A 22,729-nucleotide genomic window follows, 5' to 3' on the forward strand; every position below is an offset into this window, starting at 1 on the left:
CCACCGTGAAGAATCCGAATAGCGCCCACCAGCGTCTGACGCCGTCGCAGAGGAATGCATTCATCGCATGTTTTCTCGGCTGGTCGCTGGATGCCTTTGATTTCTTTATCTTTAACTTCTGTATTACGGCGATCGCCGCGGACTTTCACGTCAAGCGCGCTGTGGTCGTTGAAGGTACCTTTTGGACGCTGGCCATGCGGCCGCTGGGAGCGCTGATCTTCGGAGCTCTGGCTGAGCGCTGGGGCCGCCGTCGTACCCTGATGCTCAACGTCATCAGTTTTTCGATCTTCGAGCTCGCCAGCGCTTTTGCACCCACGCTTACATTCCTGATGATTACCCGCGCACTCTTCGGCATCGCCATGGGCGGAGAGTGGGGCGTCGGCGCGGCGCTTGCTTTCGAAACGCTGCCGAAGGAGCGGCGAGGGTTCTTCTCCGGCCTGTTGCAGGAGGGCTACGTCACCGGCAACCTGATCGCCGGCCTAGTCTACGCCCTTGTCTTCCCGCATCTGCACATTGGCGGCCCCTGGGCGCCCTGGCGGACGATGTTCATCATCGGTGCTGCACCCACACTGCTGGTCTTCTACATCCGCAGCAAGGTGGAAGAGAGTCCGGCCTGGATCGCAGGGCGTGGCGAGCGTGCCATAGCTCCTAAGAGGGGACTCTCGATGCACGACATCAGAACGTACCTTCCATCGTTCGTCTTCCTCATTCTGCTGATGACCGCCTTTACCTCCTTCAGTCACGGATCGCAGGACCTGTATCCGACCTTCCTGCAGGCCGATCGTGGGACTAACGACTTCTGGAAGGGGATGATCTCAAATGTCTCCAGCGTCGGCGCCCTGGCCGGAGGCATCACCTTCGGCAGCCTGTCGGAAAGGATTGGGCGACGGCGCGCCATTATCCTGGCAGCGTTGCTTGCCATCCCGATGATTCCGCTCTGGGCCTGGACACATCACTTTGTCCTGATCGCACTCGGCGGTTTCCTGATGCAGTTTGCCATCCAGGGGGCGTGGGGAGTGGTCCCGGCCTATCTGAACGAGATGGCTCCGTCAGCCGTACGCGCAACCTTTCCGGGTGTAGCGTACCAGCTCGGCAATCTGCTCTCGTCACGCAATGACGTCTTTCAGGAGAAGATCGCTGAACTCCACTTCGGCGGCGATCTGACAGTGGTCCTCAGCGCAACCGTCGCTATTGTCGCCGTCATTCTGGCGATCATGACGGCCCTGGCGAAGGAACGCAAAGGCCTGGATATGTCACAAGCTCTCTGAGCATTGAATCATTGAATGATGAAAGGGCGCGGCTTCTGCCGCGCCCTTTCCACTTCGCTCAAACATTATTCAATTATTTCGTTATTCAATTCTTCAATTCTTGGGTTTGAAACTCCGGATCACCTTCAGGAGCTGATCGAGTTGCTCATCGGTGAAGGTGCCCTTGAAGGCGGGCATGCTGCCGTTGCCGTTCTTGATAACGTCCTTGATCTTGTCGTCGGTCATATCCTGAATCTCTTTGGAGCGCAGGTCTTTGACCTTCAGCATCTTGCCCATGTCGGAGCCGGCGCCGTCTTCGCCGTGGCACATGACACAGTTCTTCTTGAAGAGATCTTTGCCTTCAGCCGGCGGGTCCTGCGCCAGGGCGGCGGTAGAGAAGGTTGCGACAACAGCGACGAGGGAAAGGGTACAGCGAAGAAGGGACACGATGGCAACTCCGTCGAAGAAAGAATTAGCTTGCTGTTCGATTCCATCCGTTCGGCCACGCGATGGATGAAAGGAACGATACACGGTTTCAACTACGGTTCGCCAGCGGGACGCCGCGACAGCCCAGCATGTAAGCTGCCCGCATGGCTATTCGTGTGCAATTCTGGGGCGCGGCCCGTACGGTTACCGGATCTTCTCATCACCTGGAGTGCGCTGGACGCAACATCCTGCTTGATTGCGGCTTGTTTCAGGGCCGCCGGCGTGAGGCTCGCGAGATCAATACGAACTTCGCTCTTCCCCCAGAGGACGTCAGCGCTATAGTCCTTTCCCATGCACACATTGACCACTCCGGCAATCTGCCGGGATTTGTCCGCGAAGGCTACCGCGGTCCCATCTACGCCACACCGCCCACCATCGACTTGTGCGATCCCATGTTGAAGGACTCAGCCCACGTGCAGGAGATGGAAGTTGAGTTCATCCGGAAACGCGCGCGGCGCAAGTTGTCGATCGGGCGCGATGGCGCCATCGAGCAACCGGTTGATCCTCTGTACTCGATGGAAGACGCTGCCGCAACGATCGAACTCTTCCGGCCAATGCAGTTGCACGAGCGCCAGGCTCTCAACGGCTCCACGGCAACAGAGGGATTTGCGGTCACGCCCTATGGCGCCGGACACATGCTGGGTTCGACCTGCGTTCTGATGGAAGGTACTGAGAACGGGAAGACGACGCGCGTGCTCTTCTCGGGCGACGTCGGCCGCGTCAGTCTGCCGATTATCAAAGACCCCGAGTCCGCCCCGGCCGCCGACTATCTGATCATGGAGAGCACCTATGGCAACCGCCTGCACCAGCCCATCGGACCGGTAAAGAACAAGCTGGCTGCTCTCATCAAGCGCACGGTTCAACGAGGCGGGCATGTCGTGATGCCTGCCTTTGCCGTAGGACGTTCCCAGCAGGTGGTCATGATGCTGCATGAGTTGATGCAGGAGAAGAAGATTCCCGAGCTTCCGATCTTTCTCGACAGTCCTTTGGCGACTACCGTAACCCAGGTCTTCGAAAAACACACAGAGGAGTGGGATGCAGACTTAGCGACCTTTGCTGAGTTGACTACTCCTTTCGCCTGGAAGCAGATGAGCTATACCCAGACGGTGCAGGAGAGTAAGGCGCTGAACCAGATGCACATGCCGTTCATCGTGATCTCGGCCTCAGGAATGTGCGAGGCCGGCCGTGTGCTGCATCATCTGCGCAACTCCATCGAAGATCCCCGCAACCTGATCCTGTTGACCGGCTATCAGGCGGAAAACACCCTGGGCCGCCGCATCGAGCGTCGCGAACCTGAGGTCCGCATCTTCGGCGAATGGATGCGTCTGCGCGCCGAGGTCGATTCGATCGGCGAGCTGAGCGGTCACGCCGATCAAAAGGAGCTTCTGGACTGGATGGAACCGGTCACGAAGACGCTGAAAAAGGTCTTTCTGGTCCATGGCGAGCCTGAGGCACAGCAGGAACTCAAGGCCGAGATCGAGAAACGCTACCGGCTGCCGGTGGAGATTCCGGCACGCGGCGATCAATACGTGCTTGAATAGGGAGGCGTCGTCCGGTTCAATAGAAAGCAGAGGTCGCTCGCTTGCCGCGCATTCACTTCCACCAACAACTCGCTGCGTTGAAGGATAAGCTGCTTGCTATGGCAGCCCTGGCGCATCAGGTGCTGGAGTACTCGGTGACGGCCTATGTCAACGGCGACATGTCGCTCTGCGCCCACGTTCTGGAGATTGAAGCTGCGATCAATGCCGCCGAGCGGGAGGTGGACGAGATGGCGTACGAACTGCTCAGCCGTGAGCAGCCGATGGCGATCGATCTCCGCTTCATCCTTTCGGTAATCAAGATTAATGGAGATCTGGAGCGAATCGGCGACCAGAGCGTCAATATCGCTCAGCGTGCGCGTACGTTGGACGGCCTACCGCGCATCACTCTGCCGGTGGATATCGTCCGCATGGGGGAACACGCCGGGAAGATGACCCAGTTGGCAATCCAGGCGCTGGTGGAGGGCGATGCCGCCATCGCCGACCAGGTGCTTGCCATGGACGACGAGATGGACCTCATGAACCGCGAGGTCCAGGATGTGATGGTGGAGCTCATGCAGGAGAAGCCTGAGACCACCGATTACGCCCTGAACGCCATCATTATTGCCCGGAACCTCGAACGGAGCGGGGACCACGCCACCAATATCGCAGAGGACGTCATCTTCTGGGTCCGAGGTTCCGACGTACGGCATAAGTTTGCCCTGGCCGACGCGGACTAGAGCATTTTCCTTTTGTGGCGAGGATGAATCTCACCGCGCGGATGCAGATTCGCCGCTTCACACGCCTGACGAACGCCTTTTCAAAGAAGATGGAGAACCATGAGGCTGCGGTGGCTCTCCAGTTGATGCACTACAACTTTTGCCGGGAGCATAAGACTCTGCGTATCACCCCGGCGATGGAAGCTGTTATCGCTGGTCATGTTTGGGAGATTGAGGAGTTGGTGGCCATGCTGCCTGAGCCGGGAGCAAAGAAGCGCGGGTCTTACAAGAAGCGGTCCGCGTAGTAGCATTGGCGGCATGACGAGACGGGAGATTGGGTTCCTCATAATTGGAATTGGCTTGGGACTGCTATTTTCCCTGGCAGTGACCCTCGAAGTCATGCTGACACTCCGTAATGGCAGTACACTGTCCGCCTTCAGCATCGACAAGGTAATCCTGATATTTCCGATTGCCCTGCTGATAGTGGGTTTGGCCGTGGTGGTCTACCGCAAAAAGTCGGAGCGGATTTCAAACTGAGGTACTACCGGAAAACGCTCTAACTTGACTCCGCCCCGCCACCTCGATAGCCTTAACATTATGCAGACAGCGAAAAATGCGTGTTGTTGTCCCGTCTGCTGCTGGGTGTGACGCTTCCGTCCTTTGAGTATTTCTCCGCAGCCAGCGCCCGCGTTCCAATCGCGGGCTTTGTTATTGAAAGCTTCAAGAAATTCTTCTAACCCACCGATTCGAGGAAACTTAGCAACGCCATGATGTCGCCCGATGCAGTGCAGACCGCTCCCGTAAAAGAGACCAAGGCCCAGAAGTCTGAGCGCTTGAAACTAGCCAAGAACCCGTGGGAGTCTTGGTCGGACGTGGAGGCGTTTGCGAAGGCCGGTTCTGCTTCGGTTGCCTCGGAGTGGTCCGGGCTCTACTTCAAGTGGTGGGGAATCTATACCCAGGGCGACGGAATCGGAGCCGTAGGCGGCGTCGGAGGCGAGGGTAAAGCCACCGAATACTTCATGATGCGTATCGCCGTCCCCGCCGGCTTCCTGACCAGCAAGCAGGCGCGGGTTGTTGCCGACCTGACGAAGAAATATGCCCGCAACCTGGCCGACGTTACCACCCGGCAGGCTATCCAGTTGCACTGGCTCACCATCGAGTCGCTGCCGATCATCGTGCAGGAGCTGGAGAAGGTTGGTCTCTCTCCTAAGAGCGCCTGCGGCGACGTGGTCCGCAACGTGACCGGCTGCCCGCTGGCCGGTATCGATGGGGAAGAGATTACCGACGCCTCTGGCCTTGCCAAAGAAGTCGCGGCCGAGATGAACGGAAATCCGGAGTTCTACAACCTGCCGCGTAAGTTCAAGATCGCGGTGAGCGGGTGCCCGGTGTGGTGCTGCTATCCGGAGATCAACGATCTCTCGCTTACGGCGATCAAGCGTGGCGACGAGCTCGGCTATAGCCTGCGTGTCGGCGGTGGTCTCTCCAAGGAGCCGCACATGGCGGTTCGCCTGCCGGTATTTCTCAAGCCGGAGCAGTGCATCGAGGCCGTGCGTGGTGTTTTGCGGATCTTCAGGGACCAGGAGGAGCTGCGTAAAGACCGCTCCAAGGCGCGCATCAAGTACATGTTTATGGAACATGGCTGGACGGCCGAGAGCTTCACGGAAGAGCTGCAGAAGCGCGTGGGCTTCACCTTCGAGCCTGCGGTCGAGGAAGTGCTGCCCGAAGATGTCTTCCGCGATCACTGCGGCATCCGCAAGCAGAAGCAGGAGGGCCTGAGCTCGGTCGGTATGAGCGTTCTGCGTGGTCGCGTAAGCGGCGAGCAGCTTGAGAAGATCGCCAACCTGGCCGATGAGTTTGGCAATGGGGAGCTGCGGACCACCATCATGCAGAACCTGATCATCCCCAATGTTCCGACAGAGAAGGCGCAGGCACTGGCGGCTGAGCTCGGCAAGCTGGAGCTGCACGTTGAGGGATCGGTCTTCTGGCGCGGAACCGTGGCCTGCACCGGTACAGAATTCTGCAAGCTGGCGATCAGCGAGACCAAGGGATTTTCCAAGTGGCTGGTCGATGAGATCGAAGAGCGCCTGCCGCAGTTCGATCAGCAGATTCGCATCAATGTGACCGGTTGCCCGAACGGCTGCGGCCAGCACTGGATCGGCGATATCGGCCTGGAAGGCAAGAAGGTCAAGGTCGACGGCAAGATGGTTGATGCCTTCAACTTCGCCGTAGGCGGAGCGGTCGGCAAGTATCAGCGTCCGGCGCGTCCCATCGGCTATCGCGCAGCCGCGACCGAGGTGCCGGAGGCCATCGAGCGCCTGCTGCGCGGCTACCTGGCCAAGCGTGAGCAGGGCGAGAACCTGCGCTCCTACTTTGCCCGCACCCCGGATGAGGAGCTTCGCAACCAGCTCGCAGGACCAGGGCCGGCGACGATTGGGGAGTAACAGCCTATGAGCAGTCTCTTTCCCATGTTCCTGAAGCTCGACGGCCGTAGATGCCTCGTCGTAGGCGCCGGCCGGATTGCGGATGGAAAGGCGGAGGGATTGCTGCGTGCCGGCGCTGATGTAACGGTGATCGCGCCCGAGGCGAACGACTCGGTTCGTGCTCTGGCTGCGGTCGGACGCGTGATCTGGCACGAGCGTGAGGTGCAGGCCGGAGATACAGCTGGTTTCTTCCTCGTGGTTGCCGGAACCAACGTCGCTGCGGTGAACCGTGCCGTCGTTGACGAGGCACGGGCAGCGAATATCCTCGTCAATGCTGTCGATGATCCGCCGTACTGCGACTTCTACTATGGTTCTATCGTTGAGCGTGGCGATCTGCAGATCGCTATCTCTACTGCCGGTGAGTCACCCGCTCTCGCACAGCGTTTGCGCAAAGAGATCGATGCGCAGCTTCCGCCGGATACGGGAGAGTGGCTCGCTGAGGTTGGTAAGCTGCGCCGCGAAGTAATCGAGATGGAGCCGGTTGCCAACGACGAGCGGAAGTGGATTCTGCACCAGTTGGCACAGCGTGAAACCTGTAGCAAAGATGATTGCCCGTCGCGTGCGATGGCTCGCGAACATGCCGCTGAGGTGACGCGGAAATGACGACGGCACACAAAGGCGTTGTCTATCTGGTAGGTGCGGGGCCCGGCGATCCTGAGCTTCTGACGGTGCGAGCCGTGCGCCTTCTTGAGACCGCGGACCTGGTGCTGCATGATGATCTCGTGCCCGGCTCGGTGTTGGCGCTGATTCACGCTGGAGCGGTGGTGGAGTCCGTAGGCAAGCGCTGCGGCCGAGCCCGCATCACGCAGCAGGCAATCAATGCCATGCTGGTCGAGGAGGCCCGCAAGGGGCTCTCCGTTGTTCGTCTCAAGTCCGGTGATCCCATGGTCTTTGGCCGCGCTGCTGAGGAGTTGGATGCGTTGCGCGAAGCGGGCATCCCCGCCGTCGTTGTGCCCGGGGTTTCGGCTGTCTTCGCCGCTGCTGCCACGTTGCAGACACCGCTGACGGACCGCCGTTCGGCCTCGCGTCTCATCCTTGCAACGGGCTCTCATGCTGAAGGCAAGCAGGCACCGCCGCTCTGGCAGGGAATGCTGCCCGACGAGGCAACACTGGCTGTTTACATGCCCGGACGCGACTTTGCTGCCACCGGAGCCGAGTTGCTGGCCAACGGTATGGATGCGACAACGCCTGTCGTTGCGGTTTCTCGCGCAGGGCAGCCGGAACAGTCTGTGGTGATGGGGCGTGTCGGCACCATGCATACGCTCGAGCCTGGACACGCGCCTGTGCTTCTACTGGTCGGCAGAGCCCTGGAAGATGTGGTCTTAGGGAAGATAGCCGTAGATCAGGGCCTTCGTCCGCTTCTCGCGGAACTCACTTAATCCCGCATCCCACATCGCTACGATATCGTGCGGATCTTTGTCTGCCTTGATGGCATCGATCGTCGCCTGATTCACGACTAACCGGTTCGCCCGATCCAGATCGAATTGCTGCGGATACAGATGATGCAGTGCCGCCAGGATCTCAAGACCCAGGGCTGGACCGTCGAGTCTCGTGCGATCCGTCACCACAATGCGCACGCCCGGAATCGCCTGTCCGTGGAAGGGATACTTGTGCTCGTCTTCGGCGACCTTCAGTGTGGTGGCTTCGAAGCGCACCTGCGTGATCTTACGGCTGTTCAGGTAGGTCACAAGCTCATCCGCCTTGATCCAAGGAGCTCCGAACTGCTCAAAGGGAAAGTCGGTGCCGCGGCCGATAGAAGCGTTTGAGGTCTCCACTAATCCCAGAGCCGCATAGATGGTCACGGAGGCCATGGTGCGCAGATTCGGGCTCGGATTCTGCCATGGCAGTCCGGTCTGATCGAACCATAGGCCACGGGTGTAGTTCTGGGTGCGGACGACGGTCAATGGCGCATCCAGCGGCTTGCCGTTAGGCCCGAGTTTGTTCTGGTTGAAGTAACGGGTCACTTCGCCCAGTGTCATGCCGTTCTGAGATGGAAGACCGGCCATGTAGTTGGTATAGCCATCGTGGCCGGTATCGGAGAGCGGTCCGCCGACGGTGGTGCCGGCGGGCATCGCCGGACGATCGAGAATCACGATGTCGAGACGATGATGGTACTGCTGTTCTTCCTGGGCGGCCGCGTCGAGGAAGTAGCCTACCTGTGCTTCGTACGTGTAGTAGCGGAAGCCTGCATCCTGCAGATCAACAAAGACGGCATCGAGGTTGGCGAGATCTTCGTGCTTCGGATGTCGCGCTGCTACCGACGCATAGAGCGAGATGACGGGCAGGCCCGATGCTTTGTCCTTGCCGGACTCGATGCCTTCGCGGTCCTCGGCGCCAAGAATGCCGTGCTCCGGCGAGAAGAGCATCGTGAGCTTCAGCCCAGGAAGGCTGGCGTGGGTAAGGATATCGATGGTGCGCTTCCCGTTGCGATCGAGGCCGGTGTTGTTGGTGAGCAGGCCGATGTTCAGATGGTTGTTGTGGTGCGCGAGTAGCGGCTTGAGCTGCGCGAAGCTTTGAGACTCGAGGGAATCGATGCCTGGAAGGATCTCTGCTCCAGTCGCTGTCTTCGATCCAGGTGTATAGAGGTTGAGTGCCTGCGCTGTTGCTGTTGCGATCTTGCCGCGCAAGGGGGTGATCGGAGGGCGTCCCTTGGGGTGAATCGCATTGGCCAGCAGGATGATGTAGGTATTGCTGCGTGGGTCCATCCACAGGCTGGTGCCGGTGAAGCCGGTATGACCAAAGCTACCGACAGGGAAGAGGTCACCACGTGGTCGGGAATAGGGCGAATCGATATCCCATCCATAACCGCGCAGGTATTTTGCGCCAGTCGGCTGTTCCGGCTGTGCCATCAGCTTCAGCGTCTCGGTCTTGAGCGGGAAGCTTGAAGGCCGTCCCGCGAGCTTATCGAGCAGAGCCTGCGCGTAGATGGCGACATCCTGCGCGGTCGAAAAGACACCGGCATGTCCAGCGACGGAACCCATGCGTCGCGTCGTCGGGTCGTGCACTGATCCTCGAATGAGCTGGTCGAAGTGCGGATTCACCTGGGCGTTGAGCTCATCGTCATGTGCCGTAGGAGCGATGCCCGGAATCAAGGTGCCGGGCCACGTTCCCTCGGCGCACTTGTACATGGCCTTGCTGTCCTCATAGACCAGCGCCGCGCCAACCTTCTTCGCATGTCCGCACACCTTGTCGAATGGGAGGTAGCGGGTGTGCGTCATCTTCAGCGGTTCGAAGATATGTTTTTGCGCATAGACGTCGAGCGGCTCACCCGAAAGCTTCTCGACCAGGGCTCCGGCAGTGATGAAGTTGATGTCGGAATAAACGAACTTCGCCCCCGGGGGATTGATCGGCGTGGACTCCATCGCCCGCGTGATGCCTTCCGCCTTGTCTGGAGCGGCCAGTCCCCACGGGTCTTTCAGAGAAACATCAGGCGCGAGACCGGAGTAGTGGGTCAGGACCTGACGAATGGTGATCTTTTCTTTGCCATTGGCGGCGAAGGCCGGCAGATACTTGGAGACCGGATCATCAAACTGGAACTTGCCCTGCTCATAGAGCTGCATCATTGCCGTCGCAGTCGCGATGCACTTGGTCAGCGAGGCCATGTCAAAGATCGTCTCTTCGGTCATTGGCTCCGCGGCGGTCGAGCCATCGAGGCCGATTTCGCCGGCGACCTTGCGGTCACCGTAAGCCTTGTGAAAGACAACCTTCCCATCGTGCCCAATCACTACGACACCACCGGGCAGTTGCCCAGCCTTCAGGGCGTCGGCCATCAGCGTATCGATGGAAGAGAAGTCCTGTGCGTGCGAAAAGGTACTGACAGCAAACAGAAGAGCGGCGGCGAAGACTTTGCGCATGGCGATCATTTTGGGGATAGCTTTCAGTGACTGGCGATTGCGTTAGAGCATTTCCCTGTAGGTGTAGTGTAGGGCTTCCGTATCTATGGGCGTTTTCCGCAATGAAAACGCCGCTGTACATTCCTTCCGGGATACCCAGCAACAGGGAAAATGCTCTTAGTTGTCCGTTGGTTTGTCGGCTTTGTCGACCACGAGGGTAGAGACCGATCCGTGAGTTGCGGTGATCTTCAGACCGAGTTGTTCCTGCAATGCGATGAAGAGCGGCGGGCTGGGCGCATCGTTCGATGCCCGAGGCACCTCGCCTCCGAACTGTGTCTCATCCGGAGCCCATTCCAGGTCGAAGTCATAACGCCCGCTCAGTCCGGTCTTATCCACCACAGGGCGGTCGAGCATCGCCCGCTGCATCATCGCGGCAAGTTCGCTAACGGTTGCGTTGCGTGCCGGCAGCACGATCTTCGAAGGGGGATAGACCGTGGCAATCAACGTTGGTGGATCATCCGGCTTCATCGTGCTGGGCTTCAGCTTTGGTCCATGAGGAGCCACGGTGAGCTCATAGATCGAGAAATCTTTTTGCTCGCGGTGGAAGGCAAGATGAAATCTCTCGGTGAGCAGGCCCCGCAGCATGACCATCTGTTCGGTGCGGACCGGACGGGTGTCTCCCGGTGTCAGGGCATCGATGTTGTAGTGTTCCGAATCAAGCCAGTCTGGTCCACCGGAGATGGTCCGCGGGTTCAGATCATAGGCCGCAGCAATAAGCAGTTTGAGAGTGTAGTCGCGGACGACGAAGCGGTTGTTGCTCTCCATGCGGAAGTAGCGGCCGCCTTGCGGATTATGTTCGATGGGTTTGACGGTCGCGACTTCGAACCCATCGAACTTCGGCCGGGACGTCGATGTCTGCTGCGCGGAAAGAACCGCGGTTGAGGCTGCCAGGGCTGTGATCAGAAATGGCCGGATCATAGAAGACCTCACGCAGGATCTTTGGATTGGACGAGGCTGATGCCCGCGCCGACGGCAACCGTCACCGTCGAGCCGAGCAGTACGTACCAAGTGTAGGCAATCGGAGGCAAACCGGGAATGGCTGGGATTATGTTGATGCTGCTCAGCCAGAGCACCAGATTGACGGCGAAGCCCGCAATCATGCCCACAATTGCTCCGGTCTGGGTTGCGAACTTCGTCAGCGTTCCTAGCAGAAAGACTCCGAGCAGCGAGCCGTACGCAACCGAGGCGATGGAGAGGCCGGTTTCAACAACATGGCCCTTGCCACCTGCAAAGACGGAGTAGACGGCGATGGCAAAGAGGATCACCGCCCATACACCGGTCGAAATACGCGACAGGCTGGTGCGTTCGCGTTCTGTCGCCTCAGGGCGGATCCGCATATAGAAATCGACGACTGTGGTCGATGATAGCGAGTTCAATGCGGCACTCAGGTTCGACATCGCCGCTGCAAGGATGGCGGCAATCAACAGACCGGCGATGCCGGTCGGCATCTCACGCACGATGAAGGCCGGGAAGATACGGTCGGCGCTGCTGAAGCCCGGTGTGCCGCTCGACGGCTGTCCGTAGAAGACCCAGAGGCCTGCGCCGATGATGAGGAACAGGAGGAACTGCAGAAAGACGACGCCGCCCGATGCGAGCAGAGCCAAACGGGATTCTCTGAGGCTCTTTGCCGCCAGCAGGCGCTGCACCATCAACTGATCGGTGCCATGCGATGCCATGGTGAGGAAGGTTCCACCCAGAATGCCGGCCCAGAAGGTGTAGGTCTTTACCAGCGAAAAACTGAAATCGAGCCAGTGCAATTTGCCTACCGCGGAGGCGGCTTCATGGATGTGTGTCCAGCCGCCGGGGACATGGCGGCCGAGTGTGATCAGCGCGACGAAGGTGCCGGCGATGTAGAGCGTCATCTGCACGACGTCGGTCCAGATCACCGCGGTCATGCCTCCCTCGAAGGTGTAGAGCAGAGTCAGTGCGGAGATGATGGCGATCGACAGGATGTCGTTGGTTCCTATCGCCAGTCCGACAACGATCGAGATGGCGAAGACGCGCACACCTTCAGCAGCTGCTCTGGTGATCAGGAACAGACCTGCGGTCACGGTGTGCAGGGTCGGTCCGAAGCGCCGACGGATAAGCTGATAGGCCGTAAACAGCTCGCCATGGAAGTAGCGCGGAAGAAACAGGACGCAGATCACAAGGCGCCCGATCATGTATCCCAGCACAAGCTGCAGGAAACCGAAGTTCGAAGTAAACGCGATGCCGGGGACCGAGATGATGGTCAGCGTACTGGTCTCCGCCGAAACGATGGAGAGTGCGATGGCCCACCACGGAATCGTCTTGCCGCCCAGAAAGTAGGAGCTCAGCGATTTGTCCTGCGACCGGAAGCGCAGACCGAAGAGAGTGATGCCAACAAGATAGGCGGCCACGATAGCCAGATCGAGCGGGTGCAGGCGAGTCATCTACGTGTGAGTGTAAGGGCACGGTATGATCACTGGCTATGGCGTTTTATCTGGGAATGGATGCCGGCGGGTCCCGTACCCGCGTGGCTGTCAGCGAGGATGGCCGGGAGCTGGCCCGCGTGGAAGGTGAGAGTATCAAGACCCTGCGCATTGCTGAAGGCGACGCCGACGCCCGTCGTGCCGCCGAGGCGCGTTTTGGAGCGTTGATAGAAGAGCTTGGCTCCAAAGCAGGCGTCGATCTGCGATACGTGGAGCGGAGCAGTGTCGGACTTAGCGGGGCCAGCGTTCCTGCGGTACGGGAGTTTGTAGATCGTGTGCTTAGCCGCCGTGTGGGCGGAACGGTGGAGATCGTCGGCGACCAGGTGATTGCGCTGGATGCGGCGTTTTCTGGTGGCGATGGAATTCTGGTGATCGCGGGTACGGGATCCAATGTGGGCGGACGGTTCGGAGACACGCTGTTCGGCGCCGGCGGCTGGGGGCCAATGCTGGGAGATGAAGGTTCTGGCTATTGGATCGGACACGAGGCATTGCGGTCTGCCACCAAAGCGCGAGATCGGGGAGAGAACCCGCTGGTGCTTACGGAGGCGATGCGGGCATGGAATGTAGAAGGTATCGGTGATCTCATCGCCGTTGCGCATCGGCCGGGCACTTCGTTTGCCGGGTTATCGCAGGTTGTGGTGGCCTGTGCGGATCGCGGAGATGCCGTGGCCATCGATGTCCTGCGGCGCGCGGGTGAGGAGCTGGCAACGCAGGTCGTCACGGTCCATCGCAAGATGCAGGCCGCAGGCTTTGCGGCGTCTGAGTGCGGTGTGGCGTACACGGGAAGTGTTCTCGGCAAGATCGATCGTGTCAGGGAGAGCTTCAATGCTGCGATTCTGCAGCAGATCCCCGGCGCACGATTTGTTGAGGGAGAAGTAGACGCCGTTGTCGGAGCTCTGTGGAGAGCGGCTCACCGTCGGTAGCCACAGATCCGGGTGCATGGGCTGTTTCGAATTTGTCGACACTCCAACGCAGTTCGTTATGCCAAAAACGTGCCGCCCAGACAGGTACCCAGCAGCTTGCCGTCTTCGGTAAACAGGTTGAGGTTCGCAGGCTTTCCCTCCGCAATCACCGGCGCTTCCAATCCAAGCATCGTTGCCGGATTGGTGCTCGCCAGCCCTACTGCTGTAGCCAAAGACGTCCCTGTAAAGGCACGCACGTTCTCAATTGCCTTATCGAGCGTAAGAACGCTTCCTGCCAGAACACCACGGGCGGTGGCGCGTCCATCGGCAACTGTCACCTCGAAGTCGCCTAGCATGTAGGTGCCTTCCGGCATGCCGGTGGCGGAGATGCCATCCGTGACCAGGATCCCGCGATGCGGCCCCTTGGCTTTGAGCCAGAGCCTTACCAGCTCCGGTGCGACATGGACGCCGTCGCAGATGAGCTCTGCGAACAGAGCATCGCGATCAAGGACCGCGCCGAGCACACCGGGTTCGCGATGGTCGAGCGCTCGCATGGCGTTGAAGGTGTGGGTTGCAGAAACAGCTCCGGCAGCAATGGCCGCGTCTGTTTCTGCAAGCGTGGCATTGGAGTGCCCGACGGAGACGCGAACGCCCTTCTCCACGGCGCGACGAATGACATCCATCGCACGCGGTTCTTCGGGAGCGATGGTCAACAGGCGAATGTGCCCGCGTGAAGCTTCATAGAAGCGGTCAAAGAGGTCCACACTCGGCGGCTGAATCAAGGCTGCGGCGTGGACGCCGCGCTTACTGTGCGAGACGAAAGGGCCTTCCAGATGGACGCCGACGGGGCGAGCCTGGCCTGGCTGCGCCGGCCCTTCGATGATATCGGCCAGTCCACTGAGTGCCTGCAACGTGGCATCGATCGGAGCGGTCACGGTCGTGGGCAGAAACTGCCCAACACCACGTGTTGCCAGAAAGCTTGCGACCGCCGATAACGCAGTCGGGTTCGCCTCCATCACATCGTGGTTCGCAGCTCCGTGCAGGTGGACATCGAAGAGCGCCGGAGTAATGGTGGCGTTGGGGAAGTGCTTGGCGCCGGCCGGCGTTTCACTGCTCTCGCGAGTGGAGATGTGTGCAATGCGGCCGTCCTCAAGGGTGAGGATGGGATTTTCGACAATGCCCTGCGATGTAAGGGCCCGTGCGGCTGTAAGAATCGTAGACACTACTCGGTTATGTTACCTGTTCTGGAAGCTGATTAGAGCATTTCTCCTGTTGCTGGGTATCCCGTGAAGAGCGTGCGGCGGCGTTTTCATTGAGGAAAACGCCCATAGATGCACGCCCCCTGCACTACACCTACAGGAGGATGGCTCTAACGTGTGGCGACTGGCGGTGCTGGAATCCCCAGATCACTGGCGGGTGGCAGTGTGCGGTCGTTGGTCCACTGCCGTTGCGCTGTACGTACCTTGTCGATACGCGACAGCCAGAGCTGAATGGTGAAGTCGTAACGCTCCAGGTTATTACGCAGGAAGTAAGGACGGTTCGACTTGAGCCATGCTGTTTCATATAGATCGCGCAGCAGTGAATAGTTATTGCGCAGGTCCTGCAGCTTGCCGTTTACGGCATTGATCACGTTGAGTTCGCGGCTTACTTCAAGACGGTCGTCGCGGGTCTTTGAGGCTTGCAGGCTGTATGCATGCTGGTATCCGGTTGCCATTTCGTCGGCGAGCTGGAACTTCAGGCCGATCAGGTCGAAGCGCCGCGCGCCGAGCTCCAGCGCGTCCAACGCATCGGTTTCGCGGAGGTTTGGGTTTGTTACGCGAGCCTTGGCAATCAGCGTCAGCGCCGCCTCGGCATGCAGACGCAGCTCGCGCAGCACCGGACGGAGCTGCGTCGCCTGTTTCTGTCCGTCCGAAGACCAGGGATCGATCCAGAAAAGAAGGTCTCCTCCGTCTGCCTTATAGTCAGAGTCCTTCAGAACCTGGTGGCAGAGCATCAGCTCCTTCTGCGCCTGGTCAATGGAGCCGGTCGTATCGCCGTGGAAGCTGCGGCCATAGCTGGCCTGGAACGCCGGGATCGAGGCCTGTCCCTGGTGCCATGCGGCTTCCGCGCCGAACAGAATGCCGTACCAGTCGTTGTTGGCCAGGGCCTCACCATCGTCGCGCCAGATAGTGTTGAGCTGGCCGGTGGCTCCCAACCGTTCTCCGTCGGCGGTGAAGTTCTGGATGTTGGAGAGCGCGTAGTTGTTGTTGGGATAGACGCGCGACCAATTGTTCACTCCCGGCGCGACCCAGGTCTCGAACGCCGCATTGGTGAAGGGAGTGATGTAGCTGTCGAAGCTCGCATGTGGGTTGTACTCCCAGGCCACGGCCAGCGTATCCCGCTTGAACTGCGCGGGCATCGCTTTCAGTAGAGCAGGCTCCTTGTAGGCAATATCACCCCAGAAGAGCAACCGCCGGTTCAGCGGCTTCAGGTCGGTAACGATCCGCTGCATGAAGTCGAGGTAGACCGGTCCAAGCCCACGCGCATCGACGTCGGGTTTCGTGGCGCCTTTGCCCAGGTCTACCGTCTCATCCGCACCGATATGCAGGAACGGTCCGGAGAAGATGTTCGAGAGCTCCGTGAACATATCGCGGATCAGCGTGGTGGAACCCGTCGCTCCGGGGGCCAGTACATGGCCGTGCGGTGTCTCCGCCAGCGGCGTGTACTGCTCCCAGTTGAGCAGGTAGTGGAGGTGGCCGAAGGCTTCCTGCTCGGGAATGATGGTGATGTGCAGCTTGGCTGCGTAGGCGGCCAGCTCCCGCGCTTCAGCCTGGGTCAGATGGCCTCCGGGCGGCTGCATCAGCGGATGCCCCGTGTACTGCATGGTGTGCTCGAAGTAGGGCGAGTAGATGTTGACCTTGTAGGCCGCCAGTACCCGGAGTTGCTTCTTCATGAAATCTAGTGTGGGAAAAGGGCCGCGCGAGAGATCGTCGTGCAGGCCGCGATACTTCAACGCCGGCCAGTCGCGAATGGTGGCCGTATGCAACACGGCCTGGGGTCCATTGCCGTCGATAAGTTGCTTCGCGGTCTGCAGGGCGTAGAAGACTCCGCTAGCAGTAAAGCCTGTCAGGGCGATGCCTTGCTTGTCAGGGATGATCGCATATCCCTCTGGCTTGATGGCATCATCGGGCTCTTGGGGAGCGCCTTTCGGCAGAGCGTCCGTGTAGATCGACTTCGCATTGGTGCTGCTGCCATAGCGAGTGACGAAGACGTGGACTGGAGCTCCAGCTGGTGGGGTAGCAATAGAGCGGGATGCCAGGAATGCCTTGAAGTCGTCTAACGCGAAGGCGTCTTCGGGATCGCACGGAGAGGCACATGTTACCTCGATGCCCTGGGTGAGGGGGAAGGTCTCACCTGCTGCTGCCTCGCGAGGAACCGGGATCAATGCAAGCTTCGGCGGAGTGGTGTTGGCAGAGGATTGAGCAAACAGGGAAGCAGAGCAGCCGAGGAGGATGGCTGCAGTTAAACGATGTGCCATGCAGACCACCGTACATCAGCGCTGTGGAAATGGAAATGTCGGGAATGCGACCATGAGATGATCGATCAATTTTTATGACCGGGAGAGATGTTTCAATGCGGTTTTGGCGTATTTGGTTGGTAGGTGTGGCATTGTTGCTGGGCGGAGGCGCAGTAGATTCAGAGGCGCAGGAAGCACGAAACGAAAGCGAAGAGACAAAAACGCTGCGTGCGGAGATGGCCGCCATGCGCAAGGAGCTGCAGGCGCAGATTGACCTGCTGAAGACACAGTTGGCGTTGAGTCGTGGCGCGCAGCCGGTCTCTGCTGCGGCTCCCATTCTGGCTGCAGAGGCAGCTCCGGCGCTGCCTGTTATAAAGGTCGTTCCGGCGGCGGCTCCTGTCGCGGCGGCGGAGTCATCCAGCGTCGCCATGGTAACGCCTGTCCCGGTCAAGCCGACCGAGGCGATTGTTGCTGCCGTAAAGCCTCCGGCAGTCGCCGATGGCCCATCGAGCTTCCGCTTCAAGGGCATTTCTCTGACGCCCGGAGGCTTCCTCAGCCTGGATACGATCTACCGCTCGAAGTCCATGGCCGCTGAAGTGAACACTATCTTCAGCCAGTTGCCATATGCCGGTTCGGGGCTGGCCCATGTAAGCGAGTGGTACGGCAGCGGACGTCAGTCGCGTTTCAGTCTGCTCGCCGAAGGCAAAACCGGCTTCGGAAAACTTACCGGTTACTTTGAAACCGACTTCGTTGCCGCCGGAGCCACCTCGAATAACAACCAGTCCAATAGCTACGTTTTGCGGCAACGCCAGCTCTGGGGGCAAGCTGCCTTTAACTCCGGCTGGACCTTTACGGCAGGCCAGATGTGGACCCTGGCGACAGAACACCGTCGCGGCGCGGAGCCACGTGCTGAGAGTCTGCCAAATGTTCTCGATGCTGCCCAGCACATCGGCTATACCTGGGGCCGGCTGGGATCGGTGCGTGTGACGAAGAAGTTTGGAGAGTCAGTGCAGGCGGCCTTCTCGCTGGAACAGTCGCAGGCGCTGTTCAATGCGACCAACGCACCCAGCAACTTCTTCCTCGGAGCTCCCGGCAATGCACTGGGTGCTTATAACCCAGGCTTCAACTACACCGAAAATCCGGCTCCCGATGTGCTGGCGAAGGTCTCCTATGATCCGGCGAAGGGTGGCGTATGGCGCGGACACTATGAGCTTGGCGTGATGGGACGTCTCTTCCGCGACCGCTATTATCCGACCGGCGCGGTGACACCGCAGAACGACACCAAGGCCGGTGGATCATTCTTTGTTAGCGGCCGTGTTCCAGTGGGACAACGGCTGGAGATCGGCGCCAAGGTGCTCGCAGGCCGCGGCGTAGGCCGTTACGGTGCAGCCACCCTGCCGGATGTCACTGTGCATCCGGATGGTACGTTGGCCCCGCTGCGCGGCGCTCAGGCATTCTTCCGCGCGGAATTCAAGGCGACGAAGAAGCTGGATCTGTTCACCTATGACGGCCTGGAGTACACGCAGCGGCTCTACTACCGCGACAGCAATGGAACGCTGGTTGGGTATGCTCCGCCGTCCATGGTGAATACGGGCTGCCTGACGGAGGCTGCTCCGACGGGGAATACCGGGTTCGTTCCCGGCACACCTGCGAATTGCGTCGGTGCAACGCGCATGCTGACAGCACGCTCGGTCGGCTATGTCTATCGTTTCTATGACGGTCCGGCGGGGCGCTTCCAGCTCTCGACGGTCTACAGTTACCTGACCCGCGATGGATGGGCTGGGGTAGGTGGAGCTCCGCGTGCGACCAACCACTTTGTCTACACGGGAGTTCGTTACTTCCTACCGTAGTCTAGTCGTGGAGATAGAACCAGAAAGGGCCGGCATTCGCCGGCCCTTCTTCTTGTTAGTGTGCAACTCTTAGTTCTGCTTCAGGCCTTCAAAGTAGCACCGTTCGGTCATCGCACAGAAGACGTGTTCAAGGGCCAGGTGGCACTCCTGGATGTGGGCGGTAATCGAGGAGGGAATAATCACGGTAAAGTCGCAAAGCCCGACCATCCGGCCGCCGTCCTTCCCGGTGAAGCCGACGGTAATCATGCCGCGCTTCTTCGCTTCGTCGATTGCCGCGAGGATATTCGGGGAGTTGCCCGAGGTGGAGATTCCAAAAAAGACATCACCCGTGGCGCCAAGGGCTTCGATCTGACGGGAGAAGAGGCGATCGAAACCGAGATCGTTGCCAATTGCCGTCAGATTGGAGCTGTCGACTGTCAGGGCGACGGCGCGCATGGCGGCGCGGTCATGCACCAGGCGGCACACGAACTCGGCAACCAGATGCTGTGCATCGGCGGCGGAGCCTCCGTTACCCGCGACAAGCAGCTTGCCCCCTTTTAGCATGGAGGCCGCTGTTGCTTCGGCTGCTGCAGCGACTGCCGATAAGATGGCTTCGTCGGCCAGAACCTTCTGGATGGTGGCGGCGGTTCCGTTGAGATGTTCGCGGACGAGGGATGTCATGTCCTTAGTTTCTAGGGTAGTTGTATGAGGCGCAAGTAAATCCTGTCGGCAGCGACCCCTTGGCGACGGAGTTGCGCGGACTTGATAGGCTGATTGTTGTGAGGATGAACAAAATGCTGAACGAAGCCCGTTTGTTCCCGGCGGAGCCGGGTGTACGAAAGATCGCAGAGAAGCTCTATGAGACGGTACGTGACCTGCCCATCATCTCTCCGCATGGACATACTGACCCGCGCTGGTTTGCCGAGGATCCGGCGTTTCCTGATCCCGCCGCGCTGCTGATTCAGCCGGATCATTATGTCTTCCGCATGCTGTACTCGCAGGGCGTCAAGCTGGAGAGCCTGGGGGTGCCGCAGATCGACGGCAAGCAGAAGGCAGATTCGCGTGAGGTGTGGCGGATCTTCGCGAAGCACTATTACCTCTTCCGCGGCACGCCGACGCGTATGTGGCTGGATTACACCCTCGAAAAGCAGTTCGGCCTCACAGAGCTGCTGAGCGAGAAGAACGCCGATGCGTTCTATGACACGATTGCGGCGAAGCTGCAGACACCTGAGTTCCGGCCGCGGGCTCTGTTTGAGAAGTTCAATATCGAGGTACTGGCGACGACCGATTCTCCGCTCGATAGCCTCGAATATCACGAAGCTATCCGCGAATCCGGATGGAAGGGGCGTGTGGTCCCGACCTTCCGTCCCGATGCGGTGATTGACGCCGAGTATGCCGACTTCCAGGGCAACCTGAAGAAGCTGGGTGAGCTAACTGGCGAGGATACCTCCAATTACAAGGGCTATCTGGCTGCTTTGCGCGCCCGCCGCCGTTTCTTCATCGAGATGGGCGCAACCGCTACCGACCATGGCCACTTGACGGCGAAGACGGCCGACCTGGGCGAGGCTGCTGCGAGCGCTCTGTATGCCAAGATCCATGCCGGTACGGCCGATGCCAAAGAGATGGAGCTCTTCCAGGCGCAGATGCTGACCGAACTGGCCGGTATGAGCGTGGAAGACGGCCTGGTGATGCAGCTGCATCCGGGCTCTGTGCGCAATCACAATCTCGGCATCTACAAGAAGTTCGGCCGTGACAAGGGCGCCGACATTCCGTCGCCGACGGAGTATGTCCGCAACCTGCGTCCACTGCTGGATAAGTACGGCAATGAACCTGAATTTACGTTCATTCTGTTCACGCTCGATGAGACCACCTACAGCCGTGAACTGGCTCCGCTCGCCGGACACTATCCGTGCCTGCGGCTTGGCCCGGCATGGTGGTTCCACGATTCGCCGGAGGGCATGACGCGCTTCCGCGAGCAGGTGACCGAGACCGCCGGCTTCTACAACACGGTCGGCTTCAACGACGATACACGTGCCTTCCTGTCAATTCCTTCACGTCACGACGTGGCGCGGCGTATCGACTGTGCCTTCCTGGCACGGTTGGTGGCCGAGCACCGCATCGAGGAGCAGGAAGCCTTTGAAGTAGCCCAGGACCTGACCGTCAACCTGGTGCGCAAGGCATACAAACTGTAACAACCCGTGACGAATGGGAGGGCCGGCAGAGTGCCGGCCCTTTTCCTTCGCCGGCTGGCAGGGACGTTCCGAAATTGCGGCATTTCAAGTGGTTTTACCTCTTGAGTAGCCGTTTCTCAGTTCCTTAGGGAATGCAAGTTTCTTCACGATAATCATGGGGCAGCTTTTCGTTGATATGCTTGGTGTCATAAAATTGGTTCGACCAGTTACGGGAAATGAGGAATTAGTTCGATGAGTGACGTATTGCGGCTTCCACGGTTTTCGATCGGTACCGGCGATCGGTTCGCCCACCAGGCAAAGGCGCAGCTTCAGGCTTGCGTGAATGCGGCTAAGGCCGGTGTAGAGGTGGTGCCGGTATGGAACAAGTCGAACCGTGAGCACACCATCATTGGCAGCGAGCCTTCGCTGACGCGCGCCGCCGCCGATGCTGCCGTAAAGGCGCTGGGCTGGGACAAGCCATACTTCCTCGACGCGGACCATATCAATCTGAAGACGATGGCGCGCTTTGTGGCTCCCTGTGACTTCTTCACCATCGATGTGGCGGACGACATCGGCAAGCCTGCTGCGGCTGCTGACGTGGATGCATTTGTAAGCCGTCACCCGGAGCTGGTGGGCACGGTGAACATTCCTGGTATCGCGGAGCCGTTCCGTACCGATGAGGCCTTTGTGCGCGGTGTAGCGAACAAGTTCCTCGGCGCGGTGCAGGAGGCCGGAAAGATCTATCGTGCCATCCTGGAAGCGAAGGGCGAGGGCAAATTCGTTCCTGAGATCTCAATGGACGAGACCGACCTGCCGCAGACCCCGGTAGAGCTGCTGATCATCCTGGCTGCGATTGCAGACGAGAAGGTGCCGATCCAGACCATCGCTCCGAAGTTCACCGGCCGCTTCAACAAGGGTGTGGAGTACGTGGGCGATGTCGCGCAGTTCACCCGCGAGTTTGAGGAAGACCTGGCGGCGATCGCCTTCGCCGTGAAGAACTACGGCCTGCCGGAGAACCTGAAACTGAGCGTTCACTCGGGATCGGACAAGTTCTCGATCTATGCTGCGATTCACAACGCTGTGACCAAGACCGGCGCGGGCGTTCACCTCAAGACGGCCGGCACCACCTGGCTGGAAGAGGTGATCGGTCTGGCTGAGGCCGGTGGTACGGGCCTGGCGATTGCGAAGGAAGTGTATGCCGAGGCGTTCTCGCATGCCGATGAGCTGATGGCTCCGTATGCCACGGTGATCGACATCAAGAAGGAACAGCTTCCGACGGTGGACGAAGTCAATGGCTGGACGAGTGCGCAGTTCGTTGGTGCACTGCGTCACGTACAGAGCAATCCTCTGTACAACGCGAACTTCCGCCAGTTGATCCACGTCGGCTTCAAGGTTGCGGCCAAGATGGGACCGCGTTATCTGGAGGCTCTGGAGGCGAACGAAGAGATCGTCGCCAAGAACGTGACCGAGAACCTGTGGGATCGCCACATTCGTCCGGTCTTCCTGGGCGCGTAATACTGAAGATGGATACAAAAAGCG

18 protein-coding genes and 1 pseudogene are annotated in these 22,729 nt (G+C 59.6%); 12 read left to right on the forward strand and 7 right to left on the reverse strand.

Features of this window, described 5'->3' with window-relative positions; genetic code table 11:
• Positions 1–5: 5 nt before the first annotated feature.
• A complete protein-coding gene (locus AB4Y89_RS01990) occupies positions 6–1,268 on the forward strand; it encodes an MFS transporter (RefSeq protein WP_442299237.1) in 1,263 nt (420 codons plus the stop codon).
• A 93-nt stretch (positions 1,269–1,361) separates the two neighbouring features.
• Here AB4Y89_RS01990 and AB4Y89_RS01995 read toward each other — a convergent pair whose 3' ends face one another.
• The gene (locus AB4Y89_RS01995) at positions 1,362–1,694 is read right to left on the reverse strand and encodes a c-type cytochrome (protein WP_442299238.1); all 333 of its coding nucleotides are present in this window, start codon (positions 1,692–1,694) and stop codon (positions 1,362–1,364) included.
• Positions 1,695–1,837: 143 nt separating this feature from the next.
• On the opposite strand from AB4Y89_RS01995, the gene AB4Y89_RS02000 reads away from it, so the two are divergent.
• The 7 genes and pseudogenes from AB4Y89_RS02000 (at position 1,838) to cobA (ending at position 7,828) form a co-directional block, all read left to right on the forward strand.
• A complete protein-coding gene (locus tag AB4Y89_RS02000) occupies positions 1,838–3,274 on the forward strand; it encodes an MBL fold metallo-hydrolase RNA specificity domain-containing protein (protein WP_442299239.1) in 1,437 nt (478 codons plus the stop codon).
• A 41-nt stretch (positions 3,275–3,315) separates the two neighbouring features.
• Positions 3,316–3,990, forward strand: coding sequence for a phosphate signaling complex protein PhoU (phoU, locus tag AB4Y89_RS02005; protein WP_442299240.1), 675 nt, complete (start codon positions 3,316–3,318; stop codon positions 3,988–3,990).
• Positions 3,991–4,001: 11 nt separating this feature from the next.
• Positions 4,002–4,274: pseudogene (locus tag AB4Y89_RS02010) on the forward strand (IS1 family transposase); the annotation flags it as partial.
• A 55-nt stretch (positions 4,275–4,329) separates the two neighbouring features.
• The gene (locus AB4Y89_RS02015; protein WP_442299241.1) at positions 4,330–4,506 is read left to right on the forward strand and encodes a hypothetical protein; all 177 of its coding nucleotides are present in this window, start codon (positions 4,330–4,332) and stop codon (positions 4,504–4,506) included.
• A gap of 230 nt (positions 4,507–4,736) precedes the next feature.
• Positions 4,737–6,410 carry a nitrite/sulfite reductase gene (locus AB4Y89_RS02020; protein WP_442299242.1) on the forward strand — a complete coding sequence of 558 codons (1,674 nt, stop codon included), beginning with the start codon at positions 4,737–4,739 and terminating at the stop codon, positions 6,408–6,410.
• A 6-nt stretch (positions 6,411–6,416) separates the two neighbouring features.
• The gene (locus AB4Y89_RS02025) at positions 6,417–7,052 is read left to right on the forward strand and encodes a precorrin-2 dehydrogenase/sirohydrochlorin ferrochelatase family protein (RefSeq protein WP_442299243.1); all 636 of its coding nucleotides are present in this window, start codon (positions 6,417–6,419) and stop codon (positions 7,050–7,052) included.
• Complete coding sequence (gene cobA / locus AB4Y89_RS02030; protein WP_442299244.1) at positions 7,049–7,828, forward strand: uroporphyrinogen-III C-methyltransferase; 780 nt, start codon at positions 7,049–7,051, stop codon at positions 7,826–7,828. The genes AB4Y89_RS02025 and cobA overlap by 4 nt, the downstream gene beginning before the upstream one ends.
• On the opposite strand, the gene AB4Y89_RS02035 is transcribed toward cobA, so the two are convergent.
• The 3 genes from AB4Y89_RS02035 to AB4Y89_RS02045 all read right to left on the reverse strand — a co-directional run bounded on the left by AB4Y89_RS02035 (position 7,772) and on the right by AB4Y89_RS02045 (position 12,753).
• Positions 7,772–10,303 (reverse strand): serine hydrolase, encoded by a 2,532-nt coding sequence (locus AB4Y89_RS02035; RefSeq protein WP_442299245.1) that lies wholly within the window; start codon positions 10,301–10,303, stop codon positions 7,772–7,774. The genes cobA and AB4Y89_RS02035 overlap by 57 nt on opposite strands.
• A 156-nt stretch (positions 10,304–10,459) precedes the next feature.
• Entirely contained in the window at positions 10,460–11,260 is an 801-nt protein-coding gene (locus tag AB4Y89_RS02040) for a TIGR03435 family protein (protein ID WP_442299246.1), read from the reverse strand.
• 8 nt (positions 11,261–11,268) lie between these two features.
• Entirely contained in the window at positions 11,269–12,753 is a 1,485-nt protein-coding gene (locus AB4Y89_RS02045) for a sodium:solute symporter (RefSeq protein ID WP_442299247.1), read from the reverse strand.
• 38 nt (positions 12,754–12,791) lie between these two features.
• Between AB4Y89_RS02045 and AB4Y89_RS02050 the strand changes: the two genes are divergently transcribed.
• Entirely contained in the window at positions 12,792–13,715 is a 924-nt protein-coding gene (locus AB4Y89_RS02050) for a BadF/BadG/BcrA/BcrD ATPase family protein (RefSeq protein WP_442299248.1), read from the forward strand.
• 56 nt (positions 13,716–13,771) lie between these two features.
• On the opposite strand, the gene nagA is transcribed toward AB4Y89_RS02050, so the two are convergent.
• Both nagA and AB4Y89_RS02060 read right to left on the reverse strand, forming a co-directional pair.
• Complete coding sequence (gene nagA / locus AB4Y89_RS02055; protein WP_442299249.1) at positions 13,772–14,917, reverse strand: N-acetylglucosamine-6-phosphate deacetylase; 1,146 nt, start codon at positions 14,915–14,917, stop codon at positions 13,772–13,774.
• Between the two features lie 146 nt (positions 14,918–15,063).
• Positions 15,064–17,211 carry a glycoside hydrolase family 20 zincin-like fold domain-containing protein gene (locus AB4Y89_RS02060; RefSeq protein WP_442299250.1) on the reverse strand — a complete coding sequence of 716 codons (2,148 nt, stop codon included), beginning with the start codon at positions 17,209–17,211 and terminating at the stop codon, positions 15,064–15,066.
• A 95-nt stretch (positions 17,212–17,306) separates the two neighbouring features.
• Between AB4Y89_RS02060 and AB4Y89_RS02065 the strand changes: the two genes are divergently transcribed.
• Entirely contained in the window at positions 17,307–19,040 is a 1,734-nt protein-coding gene (locus AB4Y89_RS02065; protein ID WP_442299251.1) for a hypothetical protein, read from the forward strand.
• A gap of 69 nt (positions 19,041–19,109) precedes the next feature.
• On the opposite strand, the gene AB4Y89_RS02070 is transcribed toward AB4Y89_RS02065, so the two are convergent.
• The gene (locus tag AB4Y89_RS02070) at positions 19,110–19,700 is read right to left on the reverse strand and encodes a D-sedoheptulose-7-phosphate isomerase (RefSeq protein WP_442299252.1); all 591 of its coding nucleotides are present in this window, start codon (positions 19,698–19,700) and stop codon (positions 19,110–19,112) included.
• A 113-nt stretch (positions 19,701–19,813) separates the two neighbouring features.
• Here AB4Y89_RS02070 and uxaC point away from each other — a divergent pair, with 113 nt between their 5' ends.
• On the forward strand, positions 19,814–21,211 hold the full coding sequence (gene uxaC, locus AB4Y89_RS02075; protein ID WP_442299253.1) for a glucuronate isomerase: 1,398 nt from the start codon (positions 19,814–19,816) through the stop codon (positions 21,209–21,211).
• 231 nt (positions 21,212–21,442) lie between these two features.
• Positions 21,443–22,705, forward strand: coding sequence for a tagaturonate epimerase family protein (locus tag AB4Y89_RS02080; RefSeq protein ID WP_442299254.1), 1,263 nt, complete (start codon positions 21,443–21,445; stop codon positions 22,703–22,705).
• Positions 22,706–22,729 lie beyond the last annotated feature (24 nt).

It is taken from the genome of Terriglobus sp. 2YAB30_2, assembly GCF_052114765.1.
Lineage (GTDB): Bacteria > Acidobacteriota > Terriglobia > Terriglobales > Acidobacteriaceae > Terriglobus.

Excerpts from the sequence above, each read along its gene's own strand:
- AB4Y89_RS02025 (WP_442299243.1), top strand. The coding sequence starts at position 6,417 with ATGAGCAGTCTCTTTCCCATGTTCCTGAAGCTCGACGGCCGTAGATGC.
- AB4Y89_RS02035 (WP_442299245.1), bottom strand. The coding sequence starts at position 10,303 with ATGCGCAAAGTCTTCGCCGCCGCTCTTCTGTTTGCTGTCAGTACCTTT.
- AB4Y89_RS02065 (WP_442299251.1), top strand. The coding sequence starts at position 17,307 with ATGCGGTTTTGGCGTATTTGGTTGGTAGGTGTGGCATTGTTGCTGGGC.
- AB4Y89_RS02060 (WP_442299250.1), bottom strand. The coding sequence starts at position 17,211 with ATGGCACATCGTTTAACTGCAGCCATCCTCCTCGGCTGCTCTGCTTCC.
- AB4Y89_RS02000 (WP_442299239.1), top strand. The coding sequence starts at position 1,838 with ATGGCTATTCGTGTGCAATTCTGGGGCGCGGCCCGTACGGTTACCGGA.
- AB4Y89_RS02040 (WP_442299246.1), bottom strand. The coding sequence starts at position 11,260 with ATGATCCGGCCATTTCTGATCACAGCCCTGGCAGCCTCAACCGCGGTT.
- AB4Y89_RS02045 (WP_442299247.1), bottom strand. The coding sequence starts at position 12,753 with ATGACTCGCCTGCACCCGCTCGATCTGGCTATCGTGGCCGCCTATCTT.
- AB4Y89_RS02020 (WP_442299242.1), top strand. The coding sequence starts at position 4,737 with ATGATGTCGCCCGATGCAGTGCAGACCGCTCCCGTAAAAGAGACCAAG.
- AB4Y89_RS02080 (WP_442299254.1), top strand. The coding sequence starts at position 21,443 with ATGAGTGACGTATTGCGGCTTCCACGGTTTTCGATCGGTACCGGCGAT.
- AB4Y89_RS02050 (WP_442299248.1), top strand. The coding sequence starts at position 12,792 with ATGGCGTTTTATCTGGGAATGGATGCCGGCGGGTCCCGTACCCGCGTG.
- cobA (WP_442299244.1), top strand. The coding sequence starts at position 7,049 with ATGACGACGGCACACAAAGGCGTTGTCTATCTGGTAGGTGCGGGGCCC.
- uxaC (WP_442299253.1), top strand. The coding sequence starts at position 19,814 with ATGCTGAACGAAGCCCGTTTGTTCCCGGCGGAGCCGGGTGTACGAAAG.
- AB4Y89_RS02070 (WP_442299252.1), bottom strand. The coding sequence starts at position 19,700 with ATGACATCCCTCGTCCGCGAACATCTCAACGGAACCGCCGCCACCATC.